Annotated in this window: 18 protein-coding genes; 10 read left to right on the top strand and 8 right to left on the bottom strand. The window is 62.5% G+C overall.

The window, feature by feature from the left end; translation table 11 throughout:
• Positions 1 to 180: 180 nt before the first annotated feature.
• From crtI to AAGD32_07855, 3 genes are all read right to left on the bottom strand, one after another.
• Positions 181 to 1812, bottom strand: a complete 1632-nt coding sequence (gene crtI, locus AAGD32_07845; GenBank protein MEM8874158.1) for a phytoene desaturase family protein — start codon at positions 1810 to 1812, stop codon at positions 181 to 183.
• Positions 1813 to 1887: 75 nt separating this feature from the next.
• The gene (locus AAGD32_07850) at positions 1888 to 3597 is read right to left on the bottom strand and encodes a calcium-binding protein (GenBank protein MEM8874159.1); all 1710 of its coding nucleotides are present in this window, start codon (positions 3595 to 3597) and stop codon (positions 1888 to 1890) included.
• Between the two features lie 216 nt (positions 3598 to 3813).
• Positions 3814 to 4608, bottom strand: a complete 795-nt coding sequence (locus tag AAGD32_07855) for a PEP-CTERM sorting domain-containing protein (protein MEM8874160.1) — start codon at positions 4606 to 4608, stop codon at positions 3814 to 3816.
• 157 nt (positions 4609 to 4765) lie between these two features.
• Here AAGD32_07855 and AAGD32_07860 point away from each other — a divergent pair, with 157 nt between their 5' ends.
• Together AAGD32_07860 and AAGD32_07865 are read left to right on the top strand one after the other, a co-directional pair.
• Positions 4766 to 5260 carry a hypothetical protein gene (locus tag AAGD32_07860; protein ID MEM8874161.1) on the top strand — a complete coding sequence of 165 codons (495 nt, stop codon included), beginning with the start codon at positions 4766 to 4768 and terminating at the stop codon, positions 5258 to 5260.
• The gene (locus AAGD32_07865) at positions 5260 to 5685 is read left to right on the top strand and encodes a hypothetical protein (GenBank protein ID MEM8874162.1); all 426 of its coding nucleotides are present in this window, start codon (positions 5260 to 5262) and stop codon (positions 5683 to 5685) included. Before AAGD32_07860 ends, AAGD32_07865 begins: the two co-directional genes overlap by 1 nt.
• A 90-nt stretch (positions 5686 to 5775) precedes the next feature.
• On the opposite strand, the gene accC is transcribed toward AAGD32_07865, so the two are convergent.
• From accC to AAGD32_07880, 3 genes are read right to left on the bottom strand one after another with little or no spacing between them, the layout of a single operon-like run.
• Positions 5776 to 7119 carry an acetyl-CoA carboxylase biotin carboxylase subunit gene (gene accC, locus AAGD32_07870; GenBank protein ID MEM8874163.1) on the bottom strand — a complete coding sequence of 448 codons (1344 nt, stop codon included), beginning with the start codon at positions 7117 to 7119 and terminating at the stop codon, positions 5776 to 5778.
• 4 nt (positions 7120 to 7123) lie between these two features.
• On the bottom strand, positions 7124 to 7711 hold the full coding sequence (gene accB, locus AAGD32_07875; GenBank protein MEM8874164.1) for an acetyl-CoA carboxylase biotin carboxyl carrier protein: 588 nt from the start codon (positions 7709 to 7711) through the stop codon (positions 7124 to 7126).
• Between the two features lie 47 nt (positions 7712 to 7758).
• Complete coding sequence (locus AAGD32_07880; GenBank protein ID MEM8874165.1) at positions 7759 to 8958, bottom strand: Xaa-Pro peptidase family protein; 1200 nt, start codon at positions 8956 to 8958, stop codon at positions 7759 to 7761.
• A gap of 107 nt (positions 8959 to 9065) precedes the next feature.
• Here AAGD32_07880 and AAGD32_07885 point away from each other — a divergent pair, with 107 nt between their 5' ends.
• From AAGD32_07885 to AAGD32_07920, 8 genes are all read left to right on the top strand, one after another.
• Positions 9066 to 9470 (top strand): PilZ domain-containing protein, encoded by a 405-nt coding sequence (locus AAGD32_07885; protein MEM8874166.1) that lies wholly within the window; start codon positions 9066 to 9068, stop codon positions 9468 to 9470.
• A gap of 44 nt (positions 9471 to 9514) precedes the next feature.
• Entirely contained in the window at positions 9515 to 10861 is a 1347-nt protein-coding gene (locus tag AAGD32_07890) for a hypothetical protein (protein MEM8874167.1), read from the top strand.
• Complete coding sequence (gene thiL / locus AAGD32_07895; GenBank protein ID MEM8874168.1) at positions 10848 to 11687, top strand: thiamine-phosphate kinase; 840 nt, start codon at positions 10848 to 10850, stop codon at positions 11685 to 11687. The genes AAGD32_07890 and thiL overlap by 14 nt, the downstream gene beginning before the upstream one ends.
• 48 nt (positions 11688 to 11735) lie before the next feature.
• Positions 11736 to 12563, top strand: a complete 828-nt coding sequence (locus AAGD32_07900; protein MEM8874169.1) for a type II secretion system protein — start codon at positions 11736 to 11738, stop codon at positions 12561 to 12563.
• Positions 12564 to 13715 carry a prepilin-type N-terminal cleavage/methylation domain-containing protein gene (locus tag AAGD32_07905; GenBank protein MEM8874170.1) on the top strand — a complete coding sequence of 384 codons (1152 nt, stop codon included), beginning with the start codon at positions 12564 to 12566 and terminating at the stop codon, positions 13713 to 13715.
• Positions 13715 to 14935 (top strand): prepilin-type N-terminal cleavage/methylation domain-containing protein, encoded by a 1221-nt coding sequence (locus AAGD32_07910; protein MEM8874171.1) that lies wholly within the window; start codon positions 13715 to 13717, stop codon positions 14933 to 14935. The genes AAGD32_07905 and AAGD32_07910 overlap by 1 nt, the downstream gene beginning before the upstream one ends.
• A 62-nt stretch (positions 14936 to 14997) precedes the next feature.
• Positions 14998 to 16959, top strand: coding sequence for a hypothetical protein (locus AAGD32_07915; protein MEM8874172.1), 1962 nt, complete (start codon positions 14998 to 15000; stop codon positions 16957 to 16959).
• 206 nt (positions 16960 to 17165) lie between these two features.
• The gene (locus AAGD32_07920) at positions 17166 to 21935 is read left to right on the top strand and encodes a hypothetical protein (protein MEM8874173.1); all 4770 of its coding nucleotides are present in this window, start codon (positions 17166 to 17168) and stop codon (positions 21933 to 21935) included.
• Positions 21936 to 22006: 71 nt separating this feature from the next.
• Here AAGD32_07920 and AAGD32_07925 read toward each other — a convergent pair whose 3' ends face one another.
• Both AAGD32_07925 and AAGD32_07930 read right to left on the bottom strand, forming a co-directional pair.
• Entirely contained in the window at positions 22007 to 23191 is a 1185-nt protein-coding gene (locus AAGD32_07925) for a Gfo/Idh/MocA family oxidoreductase (protein ID MEM8874174.1), read from the bottom strand.
• A gap of 44 nt (positions 23192 to 23235) precedes the next feature.
• On the bottom strand, positions 23236 to 23915 hold a 680-nt coding region (locus tag AAGD32_07930; protein MEM8874175.1), incomplete at its 5' end, for a PhzF family phenazine biosynthesis protein.

Genomic DNA, 23915 nt, shown 5'->3' on the forward strand with positions numbered 1-23915 from the left:
TGAGCCTTTCGATCAAGTTCCAAAACCGTGCCGGCCCGCGAAAACCTGCCGCGACCCGTCGGTCAACACTGGTAAATGCGAAGCCAAGCGATCGAGAGCCGCTATGGGACGTGCTTCGTCAAAACTCGGACGTGACGGCGGCTTACAACATGTTGGCGCAGCGACGTTTAGGTTGCGCCCTCATACCCCGGCGTTTGCCGGCTCGACCGCGGGGATGAGGTTGTCGACGACTTTCGCGCTGCAGAGGACGCCCGGCATGCCCGCGCCGGGGTGGGTGCCGGCACCGACGAAGTACAGGCCGTCGATGTCCTCGGACTTGTTGTGGAAGCGGAACCAGGCCGACTGTTTGAAGATCGGCTGGATCGAGAAGCCGCTGCCGAAGTGGGTGTTGAGGTTGTCGCGGAAGTGGTCGGGGGTGACGTAGAAGTCACCGGTGATGCACTCGCTCAGGCCGGGCAGGATCGTGCGTTCGAGGTAGCGGACGACGTCGTCGCGGAAGGCGTCGCCGAACTTGGCCCAGTCGACGGTGCCGTCGGGGTGCGTGGGGATGTCGGCCGGGTCGGCCTTGCCGCCGGGTTGGAGGTTGGGGACGGGGACGAGCACGTAAAAGCTCTCCATGCCCTCGGGGGCCATGCTCGGGTCGGTCGCGGTGGGGCGGTGCAGGTAAACGCTCAGGTCCTCGCGCTCGACCTGCTTCATGTCGAAGAGTTTGTCGAGCAGCTCCTTGTACGTTTCGCCGAGGACGATGGTGTGGTGGGCGACGTCGTCGTACTTCCTGGTGGTGCCGAAGTAGAGCACGAACAGGCCCATGCTGTACTTCATCTTGTCGAGCTTGGCATCCTTGAACGACGGCCGATGCTCGGGGGCGATGAGGTTGCGGTAGATCGCCGGCGGGTCGCCGTTGACGATGACCACTGGCTCCCAATCGACGTCCCGTGGGTCAATACCAGGATTCCCGGGAGCGATTTGTTCACCACTCCGAAGTCGCACTGACTTCGCCCATTGCCGGAGGCCAAACTTCTCTTGCTTGGGTCGATCCGGCCAGTCGTGTATGTCGATCGACGCCACCTCCTCCCCCAACCGCAGCTCAATCCCTTCCTCCTCCATCAGCTTCTGCAACCCGCGGACGATCGCGCCGGTGCCGCCCATCGCGAACTGGACGCCCCATTCGCGTTCGAGGTAGAAGATGAGCGAGTAGATGCTCGTCGTGTTGAACGGGTTGCCGCCGACGAGCAGCGGTTGGAAGCTGAACACGCGGCGCAGGTTCTCGTTCTTGATGTACTTGCTGCTCATCTGCCAGACCGTCCGCCACGCGCCGAGCTTGGCGAGGTCGGGGGCGCACTTGAGCATCGTCGTGAACTTGTCGAACGGCTGATCGCCGAGGTCGGTAAAGCCCTTGTCGAAGATACGTTTGGAGTGGGCGAGGTACTTGCGAAAGCCCTCGACGTCGCGATCGCCGCCGAACTTGCGGATCTCGCCCTCGAACTGCTCCATCGTGCCGCCGTAGTTGAACTGCTCGCCGTTGGCGAACTGGATGCGGTACCACGGGTAGATGTCGCGGAACTCGACGTAGTCCTCCCGGCGTTTGCCGAAGAGCTCAAAGAGTTCGTCGAAGAGGAACTTCGCGGTGATGACGGTCGGGCCGGCGTCGTGGACGAAGGTGCCGTGCTCGGTTTCGTGGTGGTACTGGTAGCCGCGTCCGCCGAGCTTGTCCTGCTTGTCGATGAGCGTGACGTCGTAGCCCTTGGCCCGCATGCGCAGCGCGGACGCTATCCCACCAAATCCGCCACCGATCACAATCGCTTTTGGCATTGCAAGAACGATAGGACGACCGTCCGGTCGGACGGTCCGACCGGGCGGTGGGTGAATGGTTTGAAAGCAAGCCGATTAGCGCTTGCCGGGTTGTTGGGCCGGCGGGTCGTCGATCGGCTGCGGCGGGCCGGCGACGTCGGGGCCGGGCTTGACCTTGACCATTACGCCGTTGCCGTTGTTGTCGGTGAGCTCGATGTCGCCGGCACGCACGGCCCAGAACTCGAAGATCGGCTCGCCGTCGAGCATGAGCTGGGCGTAGCGCGTCTGGCCGTAGCGGCGTTGGTCCTCGACGCTGATCTGGTCGACGGTGACGTTGCCTTCGAGCAGCAGGACATCTTCGTTGCGGAGGTCGAGGATGCGTCGGCGTTGGATGCCGTCGCCGCCGCCGAGGTCGGAGAAGCCGATGATGCCCTCGACGGGTTGGCGGACGGTGTCGCGGCCGGGGCCGAGGATGAGGTTGCACTGCCCGGTGCCGAGCGTGATGTCGTCGTCGCCGGCGTCGGCGCTGACCAGGTCGTCGCCCGCGCCGGTGACGATGGTGTCGTTGCCAGGGCCGGTGAAGAACAGTTCGTCGGGTGAGAAGAAGCTCTGCCCGCCTTCGAGGAAGCGTCGGCGGTAGCTCTGGTGGCCGGTCAGATCGGTGCCGGTGACGGTATCGGCGGCGCTTCCGGTGATGACCACCTCGACAAACGCCGTTGCCGGCAGCGAGTTCATGTCCAGCGTGATCGGCTGGTCGGTCATCAGCCCCATGTTCAGCTCGTAGAACACCGGCTGCGTGTCGGTCTGCGTGATTTGGTCGGGGTTGATGTCCCTGGCGAAGAAGAGCGCATCGGTGCCGCCGTCGATGACGGGCTTGGACGGGTCGTCGTCTTCGTAGGCGTCGATGAGCGTGTGGTTGCCGACCTCGGTCGCGCCGATGAGCACGAAGTAGTCATCGCCTGGCCCGGCGATGAGTGTGTCGTTGTCGTCGCGGCCGATGAGCACCTGCGTACCGCCGCCGCCGAAGAGGACGTCAGCGCCTTCGTTGCCGTCGAAGTAGTCGAATGAAAACTCGTACTGCCCCGGCTCGGTGATGAGCAGGTCGTCGCCCGCGCCGCCGAAGAGCGTGTCGTTGTTCTGGCCGCCGTAGAGCGTGTCGTTGCCGGCCTCGCCTTGGAGGACGTCGTTGCCGAGATCGCCGTAGAGCACGTCGTTGCCACCGCCGCCGTTGACGCTGTCGTCGTCGGCATTGCCGCGCAGGTCGTCGGCACCTTCGTTACCGAGGAGGGTGTCGTTGCCGTTGCCGCCGAGGATGGTGTCGTCGCCGTCGTTGCCGTTGATGGAGTCGGGTCCGTCGGGGTTGGCGGAGTTGCCGGGGCCGCCGTTGATGTCGTCGTTGCCCGGCCCGCCGGCGATGGTGTCGGAGCCGCCGCCGCCCTTGACCTCGTCGTCGAAGTCGCCCGCGTCGATGCCGTCGTTGCCCGGGCCGCCGTCGAGGAAGTCCTCGTCCATGCCGCCGACCAGGGCGTCGTCGCCCTCGTTGCCGTAGACCGAGTCGCGACCCTCACCGCCGACGAGTTGGTCGTTGCCGGCGAGCCCGTAGATCCGATCGTCACCGGCGAGGCCGTCGACCTGGTCGTCACCGTCGGTGGTGCCACGCGGCTGGCCGTCGACCTCGAAGTTGGCGTCGATGCGGTCGTCGCCGGGCGTGCCGGTGATCTGAGCGAGCGTGGTGAAGCCGACCAGTCCGGCGGCGATGACGGTGGCGGAAGCCGCCAACGCCAGGCGGTGTTTCGGTGCGTTCATGGGACGAGTCACGAGAACCCTTTCGTTCGTTGTGGCGAGCGCGAGTGCGCGATGATGAAGTTGCCGGCGGAACCCCGACCGGTCGACCGACCGGTCAACGAATCGACACAGGTCGCAGGATAACGTTTGGCGATATTTTGCAAATCACCATGCGGCCATGCAAAACGCCCGCGCATCGGTTGATGCGCGGGCGATTGGTTGAGTTCGTGTTGTCGGTTACCGACGCCGGAGCAGGCCCAAGCCCAGCACGCCGAGCAGGCCGAGGCTGGCCGGTTCGGGAACGAACGTCGCCGTCACGGTCAGGAAGTGACCCAGCTCATCGGCGGTGAAGTCGTCGCCGATCTGACTCGTGCCGAGCCCGTAGTTGATCTCGCCGGAGCCGACGCCGCCGTTCTGGAAGAAGACATTCGTGGTCGGGCTGAAGCCCGTCGTGAAGTCGAGCACGAAGTCGGTGGTGCCGACGTAAGATCCAAGAACATCCGAATCGATGGCTTCGAAGAAGTCGCGTGCCGAGTCCGGCTCCGATCCGTCGGGAACGGTCAGCCCAACGCCACTGGTGCCGATGAACGCAGGGACAAAGTTGCTGAACGTGTCCGGTGCGTCGGTGGAGTCATCAAACTGGACGAAATAGCTCACACCGGTCGCGTTGCCCTGGCCGACCTGGACGTCGACGCCCGAGTATCCGCGAAGCAGTTGGTCGAGCGAAATCTCGAAGCCGACATTGCCCGGATCTTCGACGGTGAAGGCGAGTTGGAAGCTGGAGTTGCCGACGCTGGTTTGCACGACGCCGCCGGTGAAGGCTGCGGTGTTCACCAACTGCGTGGTATGCGTGAAGCTCACGGCATTGCCGGCGACGCCGACCGGGCCAACGCTGGTCTGGTGAGTCGCGACGTCGAAGACGCCGCTGCTGTTGTCGGTGCTGGTGATGCCGCTGATATGCGCTGATGCGGTGGCGGCCGACAATGCGACAACGACGGCAGCGAAGCTGCCGCGGGTCAGGATGGTTTGCATGTTCTGTTTCCTCGTTAGAAATCCTCGTGGCCGAACTCCCTCATGCGGCCGCCTATGAGCGTGATGCTCATGCACGCATTGATCAGGCTCGACGCGAACGGAAAGCTCAGGAACCGCGTGTCGTGCGGTGGGCTGGGTAGTTTGCTACGGTTGCACCATGCGAAATGCAGCGATGATGCTCGGGCTCGGTGTGTTGGTCGGTGGCTGTGCGTTGGTGGGGCGACCGGAACCCCGGGAGATGGAGGCGATTCGTGGCAGCTTCGCCTACGAGGGCACGTCGATCTCGCCGGCGTTGGTGCAGTTGTTCAGTGCGTTTCCGACGGAGGTCGGCCCGGTGGTTCACGCGGTGGACCTCACTGCCGCCGGTGTTTCGCCTGGCTTCCCGGCCGGTGTGGACGACGCGGGCTGGATCACCGGCGAGGACGGTTTCGCGTACCGCGTTGTCGGCCGACTCGATGATGGCACCCATGTGCTTCACACCCGTGGAGCCGGGTACGAGGATGAGCCGACCGAGCGCGTGGTGTTCGTCGTCTTCGAAGCCCGGTATCGGGCCGACGACACGCCCCGCATCCTGATGCGCTGCACCGGCAACAACCCGATCGCAACCGGCAATACGCCGGTGATAGTTGGGGATGAGGTCGAGGTGCGGTAATGCCACGTCGTTCAACAGTCATCCTGTTTAGCGCACTGGTGTTGTTTATCGCAGGCGGAACTGCTTTTTTGTATTCGTGGTGGACCGACGAGCTTCGGCCAATCCGCGCGGTGATCGGCCGCGGAGAGCAGAACTGGGGCGACGATGCCACGCGAATGCTAGAACGCGTGGAGTCCCGTTCGGACAATCCCAATCAACTTGCGGAGCGATTAGTCGAAGAATCAGCTGGGTCTCTTGTTGTCGAGGGGTTGCTGATGATGGAGCGGCACAAGCATCCAAAGCTTGAGCGCTATCTGGGCCGGTTCGCTGATGATGAAAGATGGACTTGGTATCTCGACAGTGTCTGCGACACGGTGATACAAATTCAAAGTCGTCACTGTGCCACTAGCAGCAACGATCAAGTCGAAAAGCAGCATCAGCGGTGAGCGGCCAAGTTAATGGGCGACACAGGTGTTTCGTAACCGCAGGACTCAGTATTATTTGGGGGCAAAGGTACGCAGTGATGCGAACACGGCTCAGACCAGCACTTCGCGTTCGATGTACTTGGTGTCGACGTCGCCGGCTTGGAAGTTCTTGTCGTCGAGGAGGCGCAGGTGCAGGGGGATCGTCGTGGCAATTGGGCCGATCTGGAACTCGTTGAGGGCGCGCTTGCTGGTGGCGATGGCTTCGGCACGGGTGGGGCGGTGGCAGATGAGCTTGCCGATCATCGAGTCGTAGTTGGGCGGGATGCGATAGCCGGCGTGGGCGTGGGTGTCGAGGCGGACGCCGGGGCCGCCGGGGGCGATGTAGGTTTCGAGCGTGCCGGGCTGGGGGGCGAAGTTGCGGCTCGGGTCTTCGGCGTTGATGCGGCACTCGATCGCGTGCCCGGTGAGCGTGATGTCCTTCTGCTTGAACGGCAACTCCTCGCCGGCGGCGACGCGGATCATCGTTTGGATCAGGTCGACGCCGGTGACCATCTCGGTGACCGGATGCTCGACCTGGATGCGGGCGTTGACTTCGAGCAAGTAAAAATTCTTGTCGTCGTCGAGCAGGAACTCGACCGTGCCCGCGCCGCTGTAGTCCGCTTCCTTCGCCAGCCGCACGGCACTCTCGCATAGTGAGTTGCGCGTCTTCGGATCGAGCACCGGGCAGGGGGCTTCCTCGATGAGCTTCTGATGGCGCCGCTGCATGGAGCAGTCGCGTTCGTAGAGGTGCACCGCGTTGCCGTGGCGGTCGGCGATGATCTGCACCTCGACGTGCTTGCCCTTTTCGATGAACTTCTCGAGGTAGACCGCGGGGTTCTTGAACGCGGCCTCTGCTTCCTGCATCGCTTGGCCGACGGCGTTGCGGAGGGATTGCTCGTTGGTGGCGACGCGCATGCCGCGCCCGCCGCCGCCGGCGCTGGCCTTGACGATGACGGGGTAGCCGATCTTCTTGGCGACGTCGATGGCTTCCTGTTCGTCTTCGAGCGCGCCCTCGGAGCCGGGGACGGTGGGGGTCTTGGCCTTGCGGGCGATGCGTTTGCAGTTGACCTTGTCGCCGAGGTTGCGCATCGCCTCGCCGGAGGGGCCGATGAACTCGATCTTGCACTCACGACAGATGTCGGCGAAGGCGGCGTTCTCCGCGAGGAAGCCGTAGCCGGGGTGGATGGCTTCTGCGCCGGTGATTTCGGCGGCGGCGATGATGCGCGGGATGTTCAGGTACGAATCGCCGGCCGGGCCTTTGCCGATGCAGACCGCTTCGTCGGCGAGTTGCAGGTACGACGCCTCGGCGTCGGCCTCGGAGTAGACGCACACCGGCGAGACGCCCATCTCGCGACAGGCCCGGATGATCCGAAGCGCGATCTCCCCACGGTTGGCGATGAGAATGCGATTGAACATGCGCTTACGCCTTCACCAGGAACAGAGTCTGCCCGTACTCGACGGAGTCGCCGGCCTTCACGAGGATCTTGGCGATCTCGCCGGTGGTTTCGGCTTTGATGTTGTTGAAGACCTTCATCGCTTCGATGATGCAGACGTCGGTGTCGGAGGTGACTTTGGAGCCAACGGTGACGAAGTCCTTGGCGTCGGGGTTGGGGGCGGCGTAGAAGGTGCCGACCATGGGACTCTTGATGGGCGTGAGTCCGGCGGTGTCGTCAGCGGCTTCGGCGGGGGCAGGCGGAGGCGTCGAAGCCGCGGGGGCAACCGGCGCGGGAGCCGGGGGCGCCGCGGTCGGTGCCGGTGCGGCGACCGGCGCGGTCTGCGTGATCTGCCCGCGACGAAGGTAGATGCGTTGCTCGCCGTCGCGCAGGTTGAGAAGGGAAAGGTCGTTGTCGGACATGAGCTTGCCGAGTTGCTCGAGCAGGTTCAGGTCCATCGGCGAGCCGGGCTTGGCCAGGGACTTCGCTGCGGGCTTTGTCGCGGCCGACTTCTTCGGCGCGGCTTTTCCGATCGGCTTGCGGGCCGGACGTTTGGTGACTTTCTTCTTGCTCAACGGTGACTCCAAATGACTGTGAAGTGCGGTGACTGCGGCGGACGGACTCAACCGATGTGGCAGTCCTCGAACCCGCGGGGCAGGGTGCTGAGCACTTCGCAGCCGCTGTGGGTGATCAGTACGTCGTCTTCGATGCGAACACCGCCGATGCCAGGCAGGTAAATGCCCGGCTCGACCGTGACAACCATGCCGGGCCGAAGCTCATCGACCGGCTCGGTCTTGCGGAGCGACGGGAGTTCGTGAATGTCGAGACCGATGCCGTGGCCGAGGCTGTGGCCGAACTTCGGCCCGTAGCCAGCTTTCTCGATGTGCTTGCGTGCGATGCCGTCGGCTTCCTGCGTCGAGACGCCCGGCCGGAGGAACGCGATGGCTTTCTCCTGGGCTTCGAGAACGATCTTGTGAATCTTCTTCACCTCGGGGGCGACCCGGCCGATGACGAAGGTCCGCGTCAGGTCCGAGCAATAGCCCCCCAGCCGGCAGCCCCAGTCGAAGAGCAACGGCTCGTCGGGTTTCACCAGCACATCCTTGGGGCCGTAGTGCGGCAGGGCGCTGTTCTCGGCCGTCGCGACGATCGGCTCGAAGCTCGTCCCGTCCGCCCCGCGGCTGCGCAACTCGCTGATGAGCAAGCCCGCGAGATACGCCTCGGTGACGCCCGGCTCGATCGAATCGCGGATCGCCTCGAATGACTCCTCGGCCAGCGCGACGCTTTTGCGGAGCAGGCCGATCTCGTGGTCGTCCTTCACCTTTCGCTGGTTGAGCATCACGTCTTCCAGTGGCACCAACTCGGCGTCGGGGTCGATCTCGGCGAGCTGCTTGCGGATGGTCTGGATTTGGCCGTAGGTGTAGGTGTTGGCGTCGAAGCCGATGCGTTTGGCTTCGACTTCGCCGATCAGCTCGGCGAGGGCGAGAGGCATCTTCTTGTCGCCGCGGACCAGCAGCTTGAGCCAGCCCGCTTCCTGGTTGGCTTGTTCCTCGTAGCGAAAGTCCGTGACGAGATGGATCAGACCGTTGGAACGGAAAACGACCACGCTGTCGTGGCCGGTGAAGTTGGTCAGGTATTGGCAATCAGGGGCGTGGTTCACCAGCAGGCAGTCGAGCTTGAGCGCTTCGAGGGCCTTCTTGAGGTTGCGGTGGCGGGCCTTGAGGTAGGCCTTGGCTCGGGCGACGGGCTTGGCGACGGGCATGGTGGTGGGGTTGCCGCTGGCGGCGAGGTGCGGGTGCAGCCGCGACCATATTCGGCGGCCCATGACGGATCAAACGTTGCGATCAAACGCCGCGATCAAACGGGGCCGGCATTCTCGCGAGCGGCCTTCAGCGGCCCGTCGATCGGTCCGATGCGCCGCGTGGAGACCCCGTGAAGCACCTATCGGCCGAAAATTTGCTCGAAATCGTCCGCAGCCTCCGCAGTGACGTCGACCAAGCCCAGCGCCGCCGACAGCCGCGCGTCGGCATGCGGCACACGGTCCGCCTCATCCCCTGCGACCCGGCCCAGATTCCGCTGCCCGAACATGCCGAGCGAGCGTGGGTGCGCGACGTGTCCCGAAAGGGTCTCGGGCTACTCGTCGGGCAGACGTTCGAGTTGGATCAAACCGTGCTCCTGGAGATCTCCAGCGATACCCACGGCGGCATCGCCCACCTGCTCGGCCGTGTCGTCCGGTGCGAGGAGATCAGCTCCGATAACTGCCACGTCGGTATCGAGCTCATTCTCGACACCCCGCAGGACGAGATCGCCAAGCTGACCGACCGCATCCCGGCGTAATCGCGCGGGTTCAACCCGTTGGGTGTCGGTGTTATCTTCAGGGAATGCTACTGCTCGCCTTGTTTCTTGTCGCCGACCTGTCGCTTTTCACCGCCGATCCGGAAACGGTGGCGGAGCTCGAGAAGAAGCTGGACGAAGGTGCCCCGTGGGTCGACGAGTTCGGCCAGCCGACGGCGGGGGCGTGGGAGGGGAAGGTTGAAGAAGCTGTAGAGCTTGTGGCCCCTTTCGTCAACGACACTCCGTTGGTCGGTGAAGAGTTTGACCTGATACCCGCAGCGTGGAAGTGGGACGCTGCTCGGAAGCTTTTTCTCTTTGATGACGAACCACGGTTGTACGTCGGTGTCGGCTCGGAAGGCTTTCTGCCGTTCACGCCTGTTGATGGCCGCGAGTTTCTCTTCGACGGACTGGGCGAGCTGAATCCTGTCGCGACAGCGGTGAATCCCTATGAGCGTGTAGGCGATTTGGGGATGCGGTATGTTTCCCACCACTGGTCAAATCTGTTACAGCGCTACCCGGATGGATTGAGTCGATGGTCGACCGAACTCGAAGTCACACTCGCTCAGGCTGGGTTTAGCGGACTTGGTCCGGACATGACATTCACGAGCGGAGACACTCCGTCGATGATCTCACTCGTCAGAAACGACGATCCTCGCGTGATCGCGCTTGCGATGGCCCTTGGGGAAGGCGCGGTTGCATGCCTCATCGACGAAGAGAGAGTCCCGTACTTCGTGCCGACTCAAGAAGTCATGGCCGGCGGTGATTCGCCAGTGAAACGAATGCTTCTCGAAGCGTTGCACACAGAGAGTTATGCCGGTGACGGCGATGCTCTAATGAAGGAGTACGACGTGACATCTGTACGTCAACTCGCTCGTGCCTCCGTCGAACTGAACCCAGAAGACCTTGCTACAGCACGACGTATTCATGCCTCATTGGTGCGTGACGCCATCCATGTGGAGATGCAGTCTGTGGGCGTTTCGACGCCAATCTTCGCCGAAGCTCCCGGTTTCGATGGCCTCATCCACCGCGGCGATGTCGTCCCCGAAGATCTCGAAGGACCGATCATCCAAATCGTCACCCTTCCTATGGCCGGGCCTGGCTTTGCGGGGATGTCGGAGGACGAAGCGGTCAAGCGTTGGCGGGCGGCGGTGCGACATGCCCGGGAGGATGAGCGGATCGTCGCGGTGTTGTGGGGGCGGTTTTGGGATGATCCGGTGACGGGGATCGGGCCGAAGACGGACGACATCCGTCTCGTGCAAGGCCGGGCCGAGGCGGCGGGGCTGTGGGACGTCACCGGCCGACCCAAGCTCTCGCTCTTGAGACGGTTGAACGCCAAGACCGATCCCACGGACCCACCGGCGGAAGAGTCACAGGTGGACGATGAGCGAGAGTGACTTTCATCGCTGGCTCGCCGATCGGCAACGCGCGAGTCGACACGTGCCGATGCCGGCCGGGGACGACCTGGCCGGCATCGCGGTGCCTTCGGGCATGCTTCTCGCCGGCTCCGATCAGGTTCTCGAAGGCGTGCATTTCGAGAAGTGGACTGACCCGGTCCTGGTCGGCCGCAAGGCAATGAACCGGAACCTCTCCGACGTTGCGGCGATGGGGGCGCTGCCTCACGCGGCGATCGTCACCGCCGCCTTGCCGACCGGCTACGGGCTGGAGAACGCCAAACAACTTTACCTCGGCCTCGAAGCCGCGGCGGCGGTGTTCGACTGCCCGATCGTCGGCGGGGACACGGGTAGTTGGAACGGCCCTTTGGCGCTCTCGGTGACGATTCTGGCCGATCCGGCGGGGTTCACGCCCATCACGCGTCGCGGTGCCAGGCCCGGCGACGGGCTGTTCGTCACCGGGCCGTTGGGCGATTCGCTCGCTTCGGGCCGGCACATGACCTTCAGCCCCCGCATCCGCGAGGCCCGTCGGCTGGTGCGGACGTCCGAAATCCACGCCATGATCGACCTCTCCGACGGCCTGACCCGCGATCTACCCAGGCTTTGCACTGCTTCGGGCGTTGGTGCCGACCTCGAATCGGACCAAATCCCGTGCAACGCCACCCTCGAAGCGGCTCTGAACGATGGGGAGGACTACGAACTGCTCCTCGCCGCCCCTGCGATCGCCGACGGCTGCGGCGTGGCCCGAATCGGCACGGTGACGGCCGAACCGGTCGTGCGGATCGACGGTCAGCCCCTGCCCCCGGGCGGCTGGGAACACGGCCTGTAACACCCCGTTCGGTGGACATTGCGAACCGTTCGGGCGACCATGCCTGCCATGCGCCACCCTCAACGACCGCCACGCCGTCGGCGGCACCATCCCGGGTCCGCCGGCTTTACGCTCATCGAACTGCTGGTGGTCATCGGCATCATCGCGCTGCTGACCGTCGCCCTGGTCGTCGGCTTGTCAGGCGCGTCCGGCGCGGCTCAGGAACGCGCGACAAACCTGACGCTCGAAAAGCTACGCACCATGACCGACGAGGCCGAGCGGTCGATCGGGAGTGCGTTCTACGGCATTGGTGGAGCGGTCGGCTTTCGTTATGACGGTGCAACAGTCGGTACGCCTCCCAATCAGGTAAAGACCCTTTCCGCCGTCAACGCAGGCCAACTTGATCCGGCCGTCGCCGCAGGGGAATCGGCTTTCTTCGCGACGGAAGCAATGCGTGACACGCTGGCCATCATGGCTTCATTGCAAACTGTCCCCACCAACGTCGATGTTCTGTCGGCATTGGATGACTCAGAACGATTTCCGATCGGGATCGACACATCCAATGCGACAGCGATTGATGGATTGATTCAAGATCCGGGGCCATCGGGCGATACATTGGCGCCGTCGATCCAAGATCGCATGTTGCTCGTCTCCGATGCCTGGGGATTCCCAATCATCTACTGCCCCGGCACAGGTGACCCTTCCGGTATTGGCGTAACGTCGGTCGTTGGCGATGCTGGCGGGCTGACCAATGTCCTGACTGAGAGTGGAGGCAACGTCACGGTGATCTCTTCCAATGGCAAAGGTTTTTGGGTCTCGCCCGGACCGGACGGGCTATATCAAACTGATGCCGACAACGTCTATTCGACCGAAGTGAAAATCGAGCCGGTGGATTAAGTGATACAACGTCGCACAAAATCTCGTGGTTTCGCACGCCGCGGTTTCACGCTCATCGAGCTCACCGTCGTGCTGGGCCTGATCCTGGTGCTGGCCACGCTGGCGATCCCGGCGGTCAGTGCCCTGCGCGGCACCCGCAGCGCCGAGGCCGGGGCCAACGTCGCCGCGTCGATGCTCAGCCGGGCCCGTGCCGAAGCGGTCAACCGTGCCGCCCCGGTCGGCGTGCTGTTTTACCTCGACCCCGAGGAAGGCCGCACCACCATGGCCCTCGTCGGCACCCCCGCGGCCAGCCTCACCGATCCCGACCCGTTCGATCAATACATGGGCTGGCGTGACAACGTCGGCTACGTCACCGACGACACGTCGGTCGAGCCGGTCCAGACCGCCGACGTGGTCATCGCGTTGCAACAGGACGACCAGACCGGCCGGCCGTTGGTCCGCAAGTTCGTCTGCATCGCCGACCACACGAGTGACCCGGCCAACGCACCGCCGCAGCCGCCGGCGACCTCCAACGGGACATGGGGCCTGATCGGTACCGTCCCGTCCGGCGGCCTCGAACTGCTCTTCGACCAGGAAAACGGCGACTCCACCGGCAACGTCACCCTCGGCACCGAAGTCCTGCCCAACGGCGTCGGTTTGCAGGTCATCATCCAGCCGGCCACCAACACCTCCGGCCAGCCCATCTCCGACCGCTACGCCCGCACTGGTGTCATCATGTTCGACGCCGACGGCAAGCTGCTCTCCACCACGGTCGAACTCAACGTCAACTCGTCACTCGGCGTACTGCTGGGACTCGACAACGACACACCTACCGACGGCACCGATGATGTCCCCCTGTCCGTGACCTTTGCCACCGGCTTCGGCATCGTCGCTTATAACAACGCCGACTTCACCGCCGACGAGAATCGCACAGACGCCGACTGGTTCGACTCGGGTCGAGAAATCATCACACCCGACGAAGGTCCGTACGTCGGCCGGAGTGCGATCCCCAATGTCGCGGACGGCTTCTTTGATGTCACGGACTACCGCGAAGGCGGTGCCGGTCCGGAACTGATCGAGGAGCAATGGCTCGATCGCAACGCCACGCCGCTGATGATCAACCGCTTTACCGGCACGCCGTTCAACACCGACGGCGCAGGGAGCGTCAACTGATGAAGTACTCGCCCCGAACCAACCCGAGCCGCAGCGCGGCCCTCGCCACGCGTGGCTTCACGTTCGTCGAGGTCATGTTCGCCACGGTCATCCTCGGCATCGGCCTGATCATGGTCGCCGCACTGCTCCCGGTCGGCATGCGCCAGACCACCGAAACCGCCGACAACGTCACCGGCCGCGCCATCGCCGAAAACGGCTTCTTCACGCTTCAGGCCGCCGCCAATGAGGATGTTCTGGCTGTTAACAGCGGTGGCGGAAACTTCATTGGCTACTTCCCCATTGGGTTCCCCGTCACGGAGGATTTGTCTGACATCGCTAGCGCGGATGATATTGGCGAACAGGTTGCCGTCGGCACCATGCTGGTCGACAGTACCGATCTCGACGATTACGTCGACAGCTTTGCCGATCCGACTAACGGTTATGTCACGTTTCCCTTAGCCGATGGAGACGAGCGAGGGGCACGGCTTGCCGCGTCGATGGGACCAAACAACTCGGCCATGCGTCGGACCTTCGGCAATCGGCTGCTTACGTCTGACCCACGTTTTGCATGGATTGTCTTGTACCAACGCGCCCTTACCCAAGACGGCACCGGTCCTGGCGTGGTGCCCTCCAATACCATCACTGCAACCGTCATCGCACTGAAGAACCAATCCGGCGGAGCGTTCACCACTCGCGACGTGTGGCACCCGGCGAACCAGCCCCACCTCTTCGAAATCAGTGAACTCCGCGGCGAAACCCTCAATGAGGGCGTACTCACTCCAGCGTCGATCACCTTCGTCGACACGGACATTGATGGAGCCACCGATGGCTACTACTCCGGCGACTATCCGAATGACGACTACACCGGCGACATTGACTGGAACAGCAATACGAAGATGGGGGCAATAGCCGAAGGGGCGTATGTGGTTGTCGCCAACGACAACATCGAGACCGACCGGGAGCTGTACAACGACTTGGAAGGTGTCGTGCTACGCCTTGGCCGGCGCACCGACGATGGCTCGGACGAAGATGTGCGGACGTACGAGCTTGATCCGGATTTCGGCTTGCCCGTGATCGACACGCCCAGCGGTGCGATTCCCGATGGGAGCGATGAAAACCCGCTGGTCTGGGTCATCGGCCGACAGGCGGTCATCAACTTTGACAATGACGCCGAGGTAACCGGCTTCGAAGGCCAGCCCATGCCGATCGGGTTCTTTCAGGCCAGGATGCCGCTGCGGTGATGGGTCGGCGTTTCTGACTCGCTGCCCACCATCGGCCGGACTCCACGAACACTCTTTTCGCCATGCACACGTTACGATTTACAGGCCGATCCGTTCTGCGACGCGGGTTCACGTTGATCGAGGCATTGATCGCGACGGCGTTGGTGTTGTTGCTCGGCGTTGCCGTGGTGCAGGTGTTCACCGTCACCAGCGACACCGTCGCCGCCGGCACCGCCCTGAGCGAGATCACTCGCAACCACAAAGCCGTCCGCGAAGTCCTCGCCCGAGACTTCACCGGCACCGACGCCCCCGGCAACGAAGAACAACTCCGTGCATCAGGAATCATCGACACGGCGGAGACGCCGTTCATCAGCATTGTGATGTCTCGTGTTGCGGTTTTCCCTGATGCGATTGCTGCGGAGCTTGATGACGACGCTCCTGATCTGACGGATGGGTCCGTTAGTGACGAGGCGTGGGACAACATTGTTCGCGATGACGACTTCAATGGTGACGGAGCGGTGTCGGGAGAAGAGATCATCCCACGTCCCATTCTCGAGGCTCGAAACTCTCGAGTGGACACATTGATGTTTTTTACGCGCGGCGAGTTCCGATCACAGAGCGGGCTAGAGAGTTATGTTGATCCATACGACGCTGATCAAGCATTCGTGCATTATGGACACCTTCGTATGTTCAACGGGGACTGGGCCAATTTAAATCGTACATCAGCTTACGGGTACCCGGGTCGCCGCTTTACTCAAGGCGGAGCAGGGGTCAATGGCAACAATCGGTTTGCCAGCGACTTGGTTTTAGGCCGTATGGCTATTTTGCTCGCTGATCCAACAGATGATGTTAATGGCGACGGTGTTTTGGAAGGCTTGGCTCCTGGAACCGCCTACATAAATCGGAATTGGGCCGAACCCAATGACGACAGTACGACGGGAATGCGGCCTTTGAGCGCGTCAGGGGGCAGCGGCCGTGTGGTTTTCAGTGTTGACACAAATGGTGATGGTGTAACGGATGTTGAATCAGGCCTTGAGAATATTGACGGTCTTGATTTCTCAATGGATGAAGCTCGCGTTGATCTTGCATCGGTAAACCTCGAAGATTTTCGCGAGCGTGTCGACTATGTCGCTGGGCTTGGGCTTACCAATCCTTACTGGTGGGATAGGCGTGTCGCTTTCGGGGCATTTCCGCTTACATCTGGCAGCACGACAACAAACGAGGCTTTCCGGTTTATGGGGAACGTACTTTTGCCAGATTTCTCTGCAAGCGATGAGTTGTATTTCGATCCAGATTCGATGGCGCAGCGACATCACATCCTAATGCCCGGAGCGTCGCAGTTCATCGTTGAGTTTGCTGGAGATTTTGCGACGCAAAACTCCGACGGTGAATATATTTCACCACTCCCGGATGGCGTGCTCGACTTCTACATCGCTAATGAGGATTTCAACGGAAGCGACGCAAGCGGAGAGGCAGATGATGATACGGAGGAGGTTCGCCGCATCCGTTGGTATGGGTATCCACGAGACGGTAACGGTGATGGAATCATCGCCCGAGAACGGCCTGACGAGAACGGAGATCCCAGCAATGACGAGATTTCCGAGGACATCCTTCCGTTGTTCGATTGGATTCCGTGGCAGGGAACGAGTGGCACGGGTGCTCAGACGGCGTGGCCGTTTGAACGGCTCCATCCGATCGACAATCTCGACTTCAGCGAACGCCCTGAGTCAGATGAAAGCTATGGATACAACGGTGATGATTACAGCAGTGGTTTGTACGGCGATTTCGAGCGTATTGATCCAGATGATAATGTAAGGTGGGATGGCGTGTACCAAGTCTCTTGGAGCCCGCAGTTGTTTGGCACCTACAGCGAGCCAGCTTTTGTTGCGAATGTCGGTGGTCAGCAAGTGAACATTCGCCTCCGTCCCTCCCTCATCCGGATTGTCGTCGGGGCGACCGATCCGCAGGGTCGGCTTGAGGGGACGGTGTTTCAGGAGCATGTTTTCCGGGTTCGGGGGCCGGCGAACTTTGAGCCGGTGAACTGAACGTCGTCGCGGCTTACTTTCCCGCGTTCCGCCCTAAAATCACGCGATTTCCGCCCACCGGCCGACCCGTTTCGGGGCGGCCGGTGTCGGTTTGGGGCGGGCTTGCATTGGGGCCGGTGGGGCAGGACAGTGCGAATAGTTGACAGTTCCCCGAAGCCGGCCGATCGACGACCGATCCCCGGCTCGACCCACGGAGCGATCCCACCATGCCCATCGACACCCACGCCCCCATGTCGAATCCTCAGCCCAATCCCGCGCCCAGCCGCCGATCCACTCCACACGGCGATCGCGGCGTGATCCTCGTGTTCGTCGTCGTGTTCCTGGTGCTGTTGGCGATCATCGGGGCGGCGTTTGTGAGCGCGACCCGGATCGACCGCATGCAGATCGGCAACCTCGGCGGCCGCAACATCGAGCGCGACCCCAACATCCGCGACGTCTACGACCAAGCTGTCGAGGCGGTGTTGGAGGGGTTGTCGAACGACCCGTTGTTGGATGTGGATGGTTTGGGCGACGGATACATGGCCTCGCTGTTGCCGCGTTTGGTTTTGGAGACGGATGCGACGAGTAGCGAAGAGTTCGTTGGCGTTTGGCCGAAAGTCTCCGCGCCGCTAGGAGCTATTGCTTCGACGACGTTCGCCGAGGACTTTTTCATCGGCAGTATCAAAGACCCTTTCACCGATGCGGCGGGGTTTCGTTGGCATAACGGCGTGTACGGTCTTTCCGACGATGGCCGCATGGTCGGGATTTGGGATCAAGAGTTGGAGTGGTACCAGGGCGGGGAGGCCGCGCTGCCCGAGCGGAAGCGGATCTTCCCGGCTTTGCGTCCTTTGGATTCGCTTGGTGAATTGACGGATGCGGGTGATTTTCTGCAGCAAGGACAGCCCGTTTTCGCCGGTGATGCCGATGGTGACGGGATCGCCGACTGCGGCATGTCGTTGGTGGTCCTCGATGACTCGTTCCCCGTTGGCGACATCGACCGTTACCTGCGTGGCGATCGGATTTACGTCGTCGGTTATCGCATCGTCGACAAGAACGCTCAGGTCAACGTGAACACGGCCAGGAGTCGTGACGGGATGCGGTTTGCCACGACCGATGGCAATGTCGAACTCGAGGCGTTGACCGATCAGGACAACGGCGAGTTCGGCGGCAACATCTTCGGGCCGACGTTGGCCGAACCGCAGCGTTGGGGCTTCTTCCGTTCGGATGTCGGGCTGATCGAGCTTTTCGAGTTCTCCGGGCTCAACGCCGTGACCTTCGACGACGCGGAAGATGCGACCTTGGCACGGTTGCGGGAGTTGCATCAACTCGATCGCGCCCGGCTTGGCTTGGTGAACGAAAGCGATCCTGGCAACGACATCCCGACGGTGGCCCAGATTTTCGCGCGACCGTTGGACGTGTTCAACAACGACTGGGACGCGGGAGACAACACCGTGGCCCTCTCGGCGAGTGGCGGTGAGCCGGAGGTTCGTACCGATTTCTACTACAACGGTGTTGGCGACGTGATGGAGTGGAACCTCGCGGCCCGCTCCGACATCGGTGGCCGGTTCTTCGAGTCGCCGGACTGGGACGGGGCTGCGGACCGGGAAGAGCCTGACGTCTTGGCAGCTGCCCCGTATCTCAAGATCGAGAGCAACGCGCTGCACTTCCGTGGCGGTTACGAGCCGCGGTTTGGCGATTCGTCGGTGGCGGATGACCTGCGCATCACCGTCGGCTTGCCGGCGTACAACCAGTCCGGCGGCCGTGGTCCGCTGATCGATGGCGGCTTCAATGTCGTCGCCCAACCGTTTCTCGGCCAGGTCTACCCGTTCATGGTCGTTGAAGATGACGGCGATCGGATCTTCCAACTCGAGACGGCCGACGGGACCGGCGGCACGATCAATGCCGTTGTTCCGATCAATGACGGTGCGTTCTTCGACCCCAACGTGGCCCCGGCCGACGGTCATGGCTCTTGGCTTGCAGCCGGTAAGATCTTCACCGATGATCCAGACTTTCTTCTCGCGGGTAATTCCCCGGAGGCGTATACCTGGAAATTCTCCGACGCCTCCGCTGAGAACAGCCGGTTCGTCGGTCCCGGAGTATTGCATGGTGCAAATGATGGTGAGTTTGCGTATTTTCGCTCCCTGCGTTCCCTGATCACGACCGAGAACGGCATCGTCCTCGGTGTTCAGCCGATCGAGTTGCTTGATACGGTCGGGACACCGGCCAATCCGACCGACCCCGGTTTGTACGGTTCTGCCTCGGCCCAGGCTCTGGCACGGACGCACCTGCTGTTGGGGTGGACCCAGGAACCGCTGGTGGTGACCAACCCGGGCCTTACGCCCGACGGTGACGCGGCCATCGCTGCCAGTGCCGCCTCGGCCAACACCTCGACGGTCCGCGAGTTGGGCAGGGCGTACTACCACCTGATGGCCGACCCGACTAACAGGCTTGCCGGCGAGGTGCCGATCCCACAGCCGGGGGGCTTCGAAGGGACCCTTGACGCTGGCGGGGTCGACGATGTGAACGGTACGGAGAACAGCGTGTTCCGCTCCACGCTTCGGTATCCCAGGACTGCGGGAGGGACCGAACCAAACCTGAGCGCGGCCCAAATGGCGCTGCTCCGTGCGTTCACCGCTGCAGTCAATACCAAGGACCTGCGTGACGCCGACGACGACATCACCGCCTACTGGATCGACCTCGGCCCGCTGGCCACGGACCCCGATGGCGACGAGATCTACGGTGGCGGTACCGATTGGGCCGGCACCAACGTCTCGGCGATCGTCTACGGCGTGGAGCGCCAGCCGTACATCACCGAGGTCGTGGTGTGGGATGTTGGCGGCACCGACAGCGTCGCTATCGAGTTGTACAACCCTCACGAAGCGGACATTACCCTCAATGATTGGTATCTCGTCGCGGGTGACCGAACTACTGGTGCGGCTGCAGAACTTACGTTGCCTGCGACACCTGCGGCTCAAATCTCACTCGACTCGGTTGTTGTGCCGGCGAACGGATATGTCGTTATTGCTAGCGATCCAACTCCAATCGCACCAGGGGCTACGACTTGGAAAGCCACCATTGGTAATCCTGGCACGTTCGGGGGCGGCGAGTTCTTCCTCGATACCGACCTTGATTCCGGTGCTGATCTCGCTGCGTTTGTCGACGAGGAAATGTATCTCATGCGTCCGCTGGCCGAAACCGGTTTACCCGCTACCGATTCGGACAACTTGTTTGATGGTGAGATTCAAAAGTCTGATACGGAAGCTACGGAGCTTGGCGTGGCCGGACTTGAGCTTCATGGTCAGGAATCGGGTACTGTTTCGGCCCCAAACTTCGCCAATATGGTTCCGGTCGACCAGGTCGATTTACGCAACATGATCGAAGACGATCATCGTTATCTCTACCAACGTCAGACCGGATCTTGGGCCATGGTGTATCCCGGGCGACATGATCGCAGTGATGTCGACAACGTCACCAATTCACCCACGTTTGGCCCTGACGGCATTGCCTTGTCGAACAACGGGGCTGCGCCACTGGATGGCCTACCTCAGACGGATATCGAAGTTCATAACCCAGCCGCATCAGTTCTGCTTGCGGAGGACCCCGGTTATTTCGGCACACGTTACACCCTCGGCCTCCCGAACGAACCCACGGTTCAGTCCGTCACCGAAATCCAGGTGCAGAATTTCCGCGAGTCGGACGCAGCCAACCTTGGCACAACTCTCGAAGACGGCGAGACGTTGCCCGATGGCAGCACCACCGCGTCTCCTGAGCTTCGGGCCTTCCCGTTCGGCATGTTTCCGCGGGACGGCGACCTATTGCAGGTGACGATGTTCGGAAGCCATAAACTGTTCGTCAGCCCTGCGGTCGGTACGATTTTGCAAGACGACGATACTGGCAACAACACGTCCGACGCGATCGCGAATGCTGCAGATGGACGCGTGATTGAGCTGACGTCCGTTTCGATGGACCTCGGCTACATGACCGTCCCCGACCCGCTTGACACCACCGCCACGGTGTCTGGCATCCCGTCGAACATCGGCCGGTTCGATCCAATACAGGGCGGGTTCACTGATGACTACACCTTCGCCGCCGATCTGTTCGAGGTGGTTCGTGCTGGGCAGGTGCCGGGTAACGACTACTTCCCTAACGTCCGGCGTGAGGAGTGGGGACCCTACGTCGACGCGGCCGGTGGCAGCGTTGACACGCTGCTCTACGACTTTCGTCTCACCGATGGCCCGGCTCGTTCGGACAACGCCGGCGATTTCGGTGCCGAAATGCCCGACGCCATGTGGGACACGCTCCCGAAGCCGATCGACAACGATCTCGATGTGTTTCGGCCGAGCGCGTTGAGCCGCGAGCAGGTGAACAACGACGCCGAGCGTCTCCTTCCCGTGCAGGGGCGGATCAACATCAACACGGCTCCCGCCGAGGTGCTGGCCATGTTGCCCTTGGTCGTTGATCCGGCAACCGGTGAGGTCGATGGTGTCGCGACCACGCAGATGGCGATCGCCATCGCCAACTACCGCGACGGGATCGTTGACGAAACGATCGCCACGTCCGGCGACATCGCCGGCGGTAATGTGTTTGAATCGGTGTTCGACTTGCTTGACGCCGACGACGACACCGGCCGCATTCAGTTCGCCGACGACGGTGAAGTAACGGCGGTTGGTAGCGACAACGAGCGGATCAACATCGGCAACTTCACGCCGGTTGATGGTTCGACCCAGATGCCGACGATCACAGCCGGTACATCGGGTAGTTGGGAGTCCGAGTACAACCGCCTCACCCGCATCAGCAACTTGATCACGACCCGCTCCGACTCGTTCGACGTCTACATCGTCGTCCAGTCGTGGGGTGGTTGGGGGGCTGCGTCCGGTGGCGATGACTCATTCATCCGGCTCATCGACGAACGTCGTGGCCACTTCCAGGTCAACCGTGGAAGAACCACGACCGGCGGTTTCACGGTCACGCAGTTCGCCGTTCCGCCGAAGGATTGAGTTACGCTCGACACAAAATGCCCCGCGAAGTTCAATGAACTTCGCGGGGCGTTCGCGTTGGTGAGTTCGATTCAGAAGCTCGCCACTGGGGCGATGTCTACTTCGCGGGTCTTTTTGATGAAGGTGCTGGTGCTGATCTTTTCCTGCAGTAACTGGTGGTACTCGTTGTCGTCGATCGGCAGGTCAACCCAATCGTCTTTCCACGCGGACATGAGCATGGCGTTGGCGAGGGCGACGCCGTTGAGGCCGTCGGTGCCGGGGGCGAGTAGGGGCTTGCCGTCGAGGATGGCCTCGGTGAAGTTGATGAGGATGCCGCGGTGTTCGGGACCGTTGCCGCCGGGGATCTTGGTGTCCCAGGTTTCGGGCTTGTCGAAGGACTGTTCGCTTTCGTCGAGGAACTGCTTCACGCTGTCGGGCGTTCGCCAGTAGCGGATGTCGCTGCCTTCGAGCGTGACCTTGCCATGATCGGCGGCGATCTCCATGAACTGGCTGCCGGGTGCCTCGCCGGTGCTGGTGACGAAGACGCCTGTCGCGCCGTTCTCATATTCGACGTAGGCGGTGACCTCGTCCTCGGTTTCGATGTGATGGTGGTGACCCATCTTGCAGAACGCGCGGACACGCTTGGGCATGCCGCAGATCCATTGCCAGAGGTCGAGGTTGTGCGGCGACTGGTTGAGCAGCACCGCGCCGCCTTCACCTTCCCAGGTTCCTTTCCAGCCGGCGGTGTCGTAGTAGAACTGCGTGCGGAACCAGTCGGTGAGCACGTACATGGTGCGTTTGATCTCGCCGAGCTCGCCGGACTGGACGAGCTTGCGCATCTGCTGATGCGACTTGCGGGTGCGCTGGTTGAACATGATGCCGAAGACCAGGCCCTTCTCGGCCTTGGCTTTCTCGGCGGCGGCGTTCATCTCCTTGACCTGCTTAGTGTAAACCCCGGCCGGCTTTTCGCTGAGCACATGCAGGCCGTGGTCGAAGCCCTTGATCGCCAGCGGCGGGTGCAGGTAGTGGGGCGTCGCGATGAGGATCGCGTCGACCTCGCCGGACGCCATGAGTTCCTCCGGCGTCGCGAAGCCTTTGACCGGGTGGTGCGCGAACTCGTTGAGCCCGCGGTCGAGCTTTCTCGGATCGGTATCCGCGATGGCCGTGATGCGGAGGCGGGAGACGGGGTTGGGGCCGGTGAGCATGGACAGGTGCGCGCTGCCCATGCCGCCGATGCCGATGATGCCCAGTCGCAGTTCGTTGGCGTTTTGGTTCATGGTGTGCCGACAGGTTGGCCCAGCGTGCCCGGAAATGCAACGGGTCAGTCGAGGTGGATCGTGCCGTTGAGCGTGGTGCGGGCCTGGCCGGCGAGACGCACGCGATTGCCGTGGAGCTGGACGTCGACGGTGCCGCCGCGTCGGCTGCGCTGTCGGCAACGAAGTTGGGTCTTGCCCAGCCGCTCCGCCCAGAACGTCGCGAGGGCGCAGTGGGCGCTGCCGGTCACGGGGTCTTCGTCGATGCCATAGGCCGGCGCGAAGAATCGGCTGAACACGTCGAAGCCATCGCGGCCGGGAGCGGTCACGATCAGGCCGCGGGCGTCGGACTCTTTCAATGCCACCAAGTCGGGCATGGCCGAATCGACGTCCTCGACCAGCACGAGCAAGTCCTCGCCCGCTTCGAACCGTTCACCGGCCAAGCCGAATGTCGATCCGGAACTTGGCGTCACCGGTCGGGCGGGGAAGTCGAGCGTGATCGCGTCGCCGATCCGCTCGGCATGTAATGGCCCGCTGAGCGTGTGGAAGGTGGTGACGCCGGCGCGGTCGAGGACATGGGCGGAGGCGAGCGTGGCGTGGCCGCAGAGCTTCACCTCCGACGCCGGGGTGAACCAACGCAGGTCGAACGTGCCGTCAGCCCGCTGCACGACGAACGCCGTCTCGCTCAGGTTCATCTGGGCCGCGATTTGTTGCATGAGCGGCTCGGGCAGCGCCGTCTCGGTGACCG

The sequence above is a fragment of the Planctomycetota bacterium genome, from assembly GCA_039182125.1.
Classification (GTDB): domain Bacteria; phylum Planctomycetota; class Phycisphaerae; order Tepidisphaerales; family Tepidisphaeraceae; genus JBCDCH01.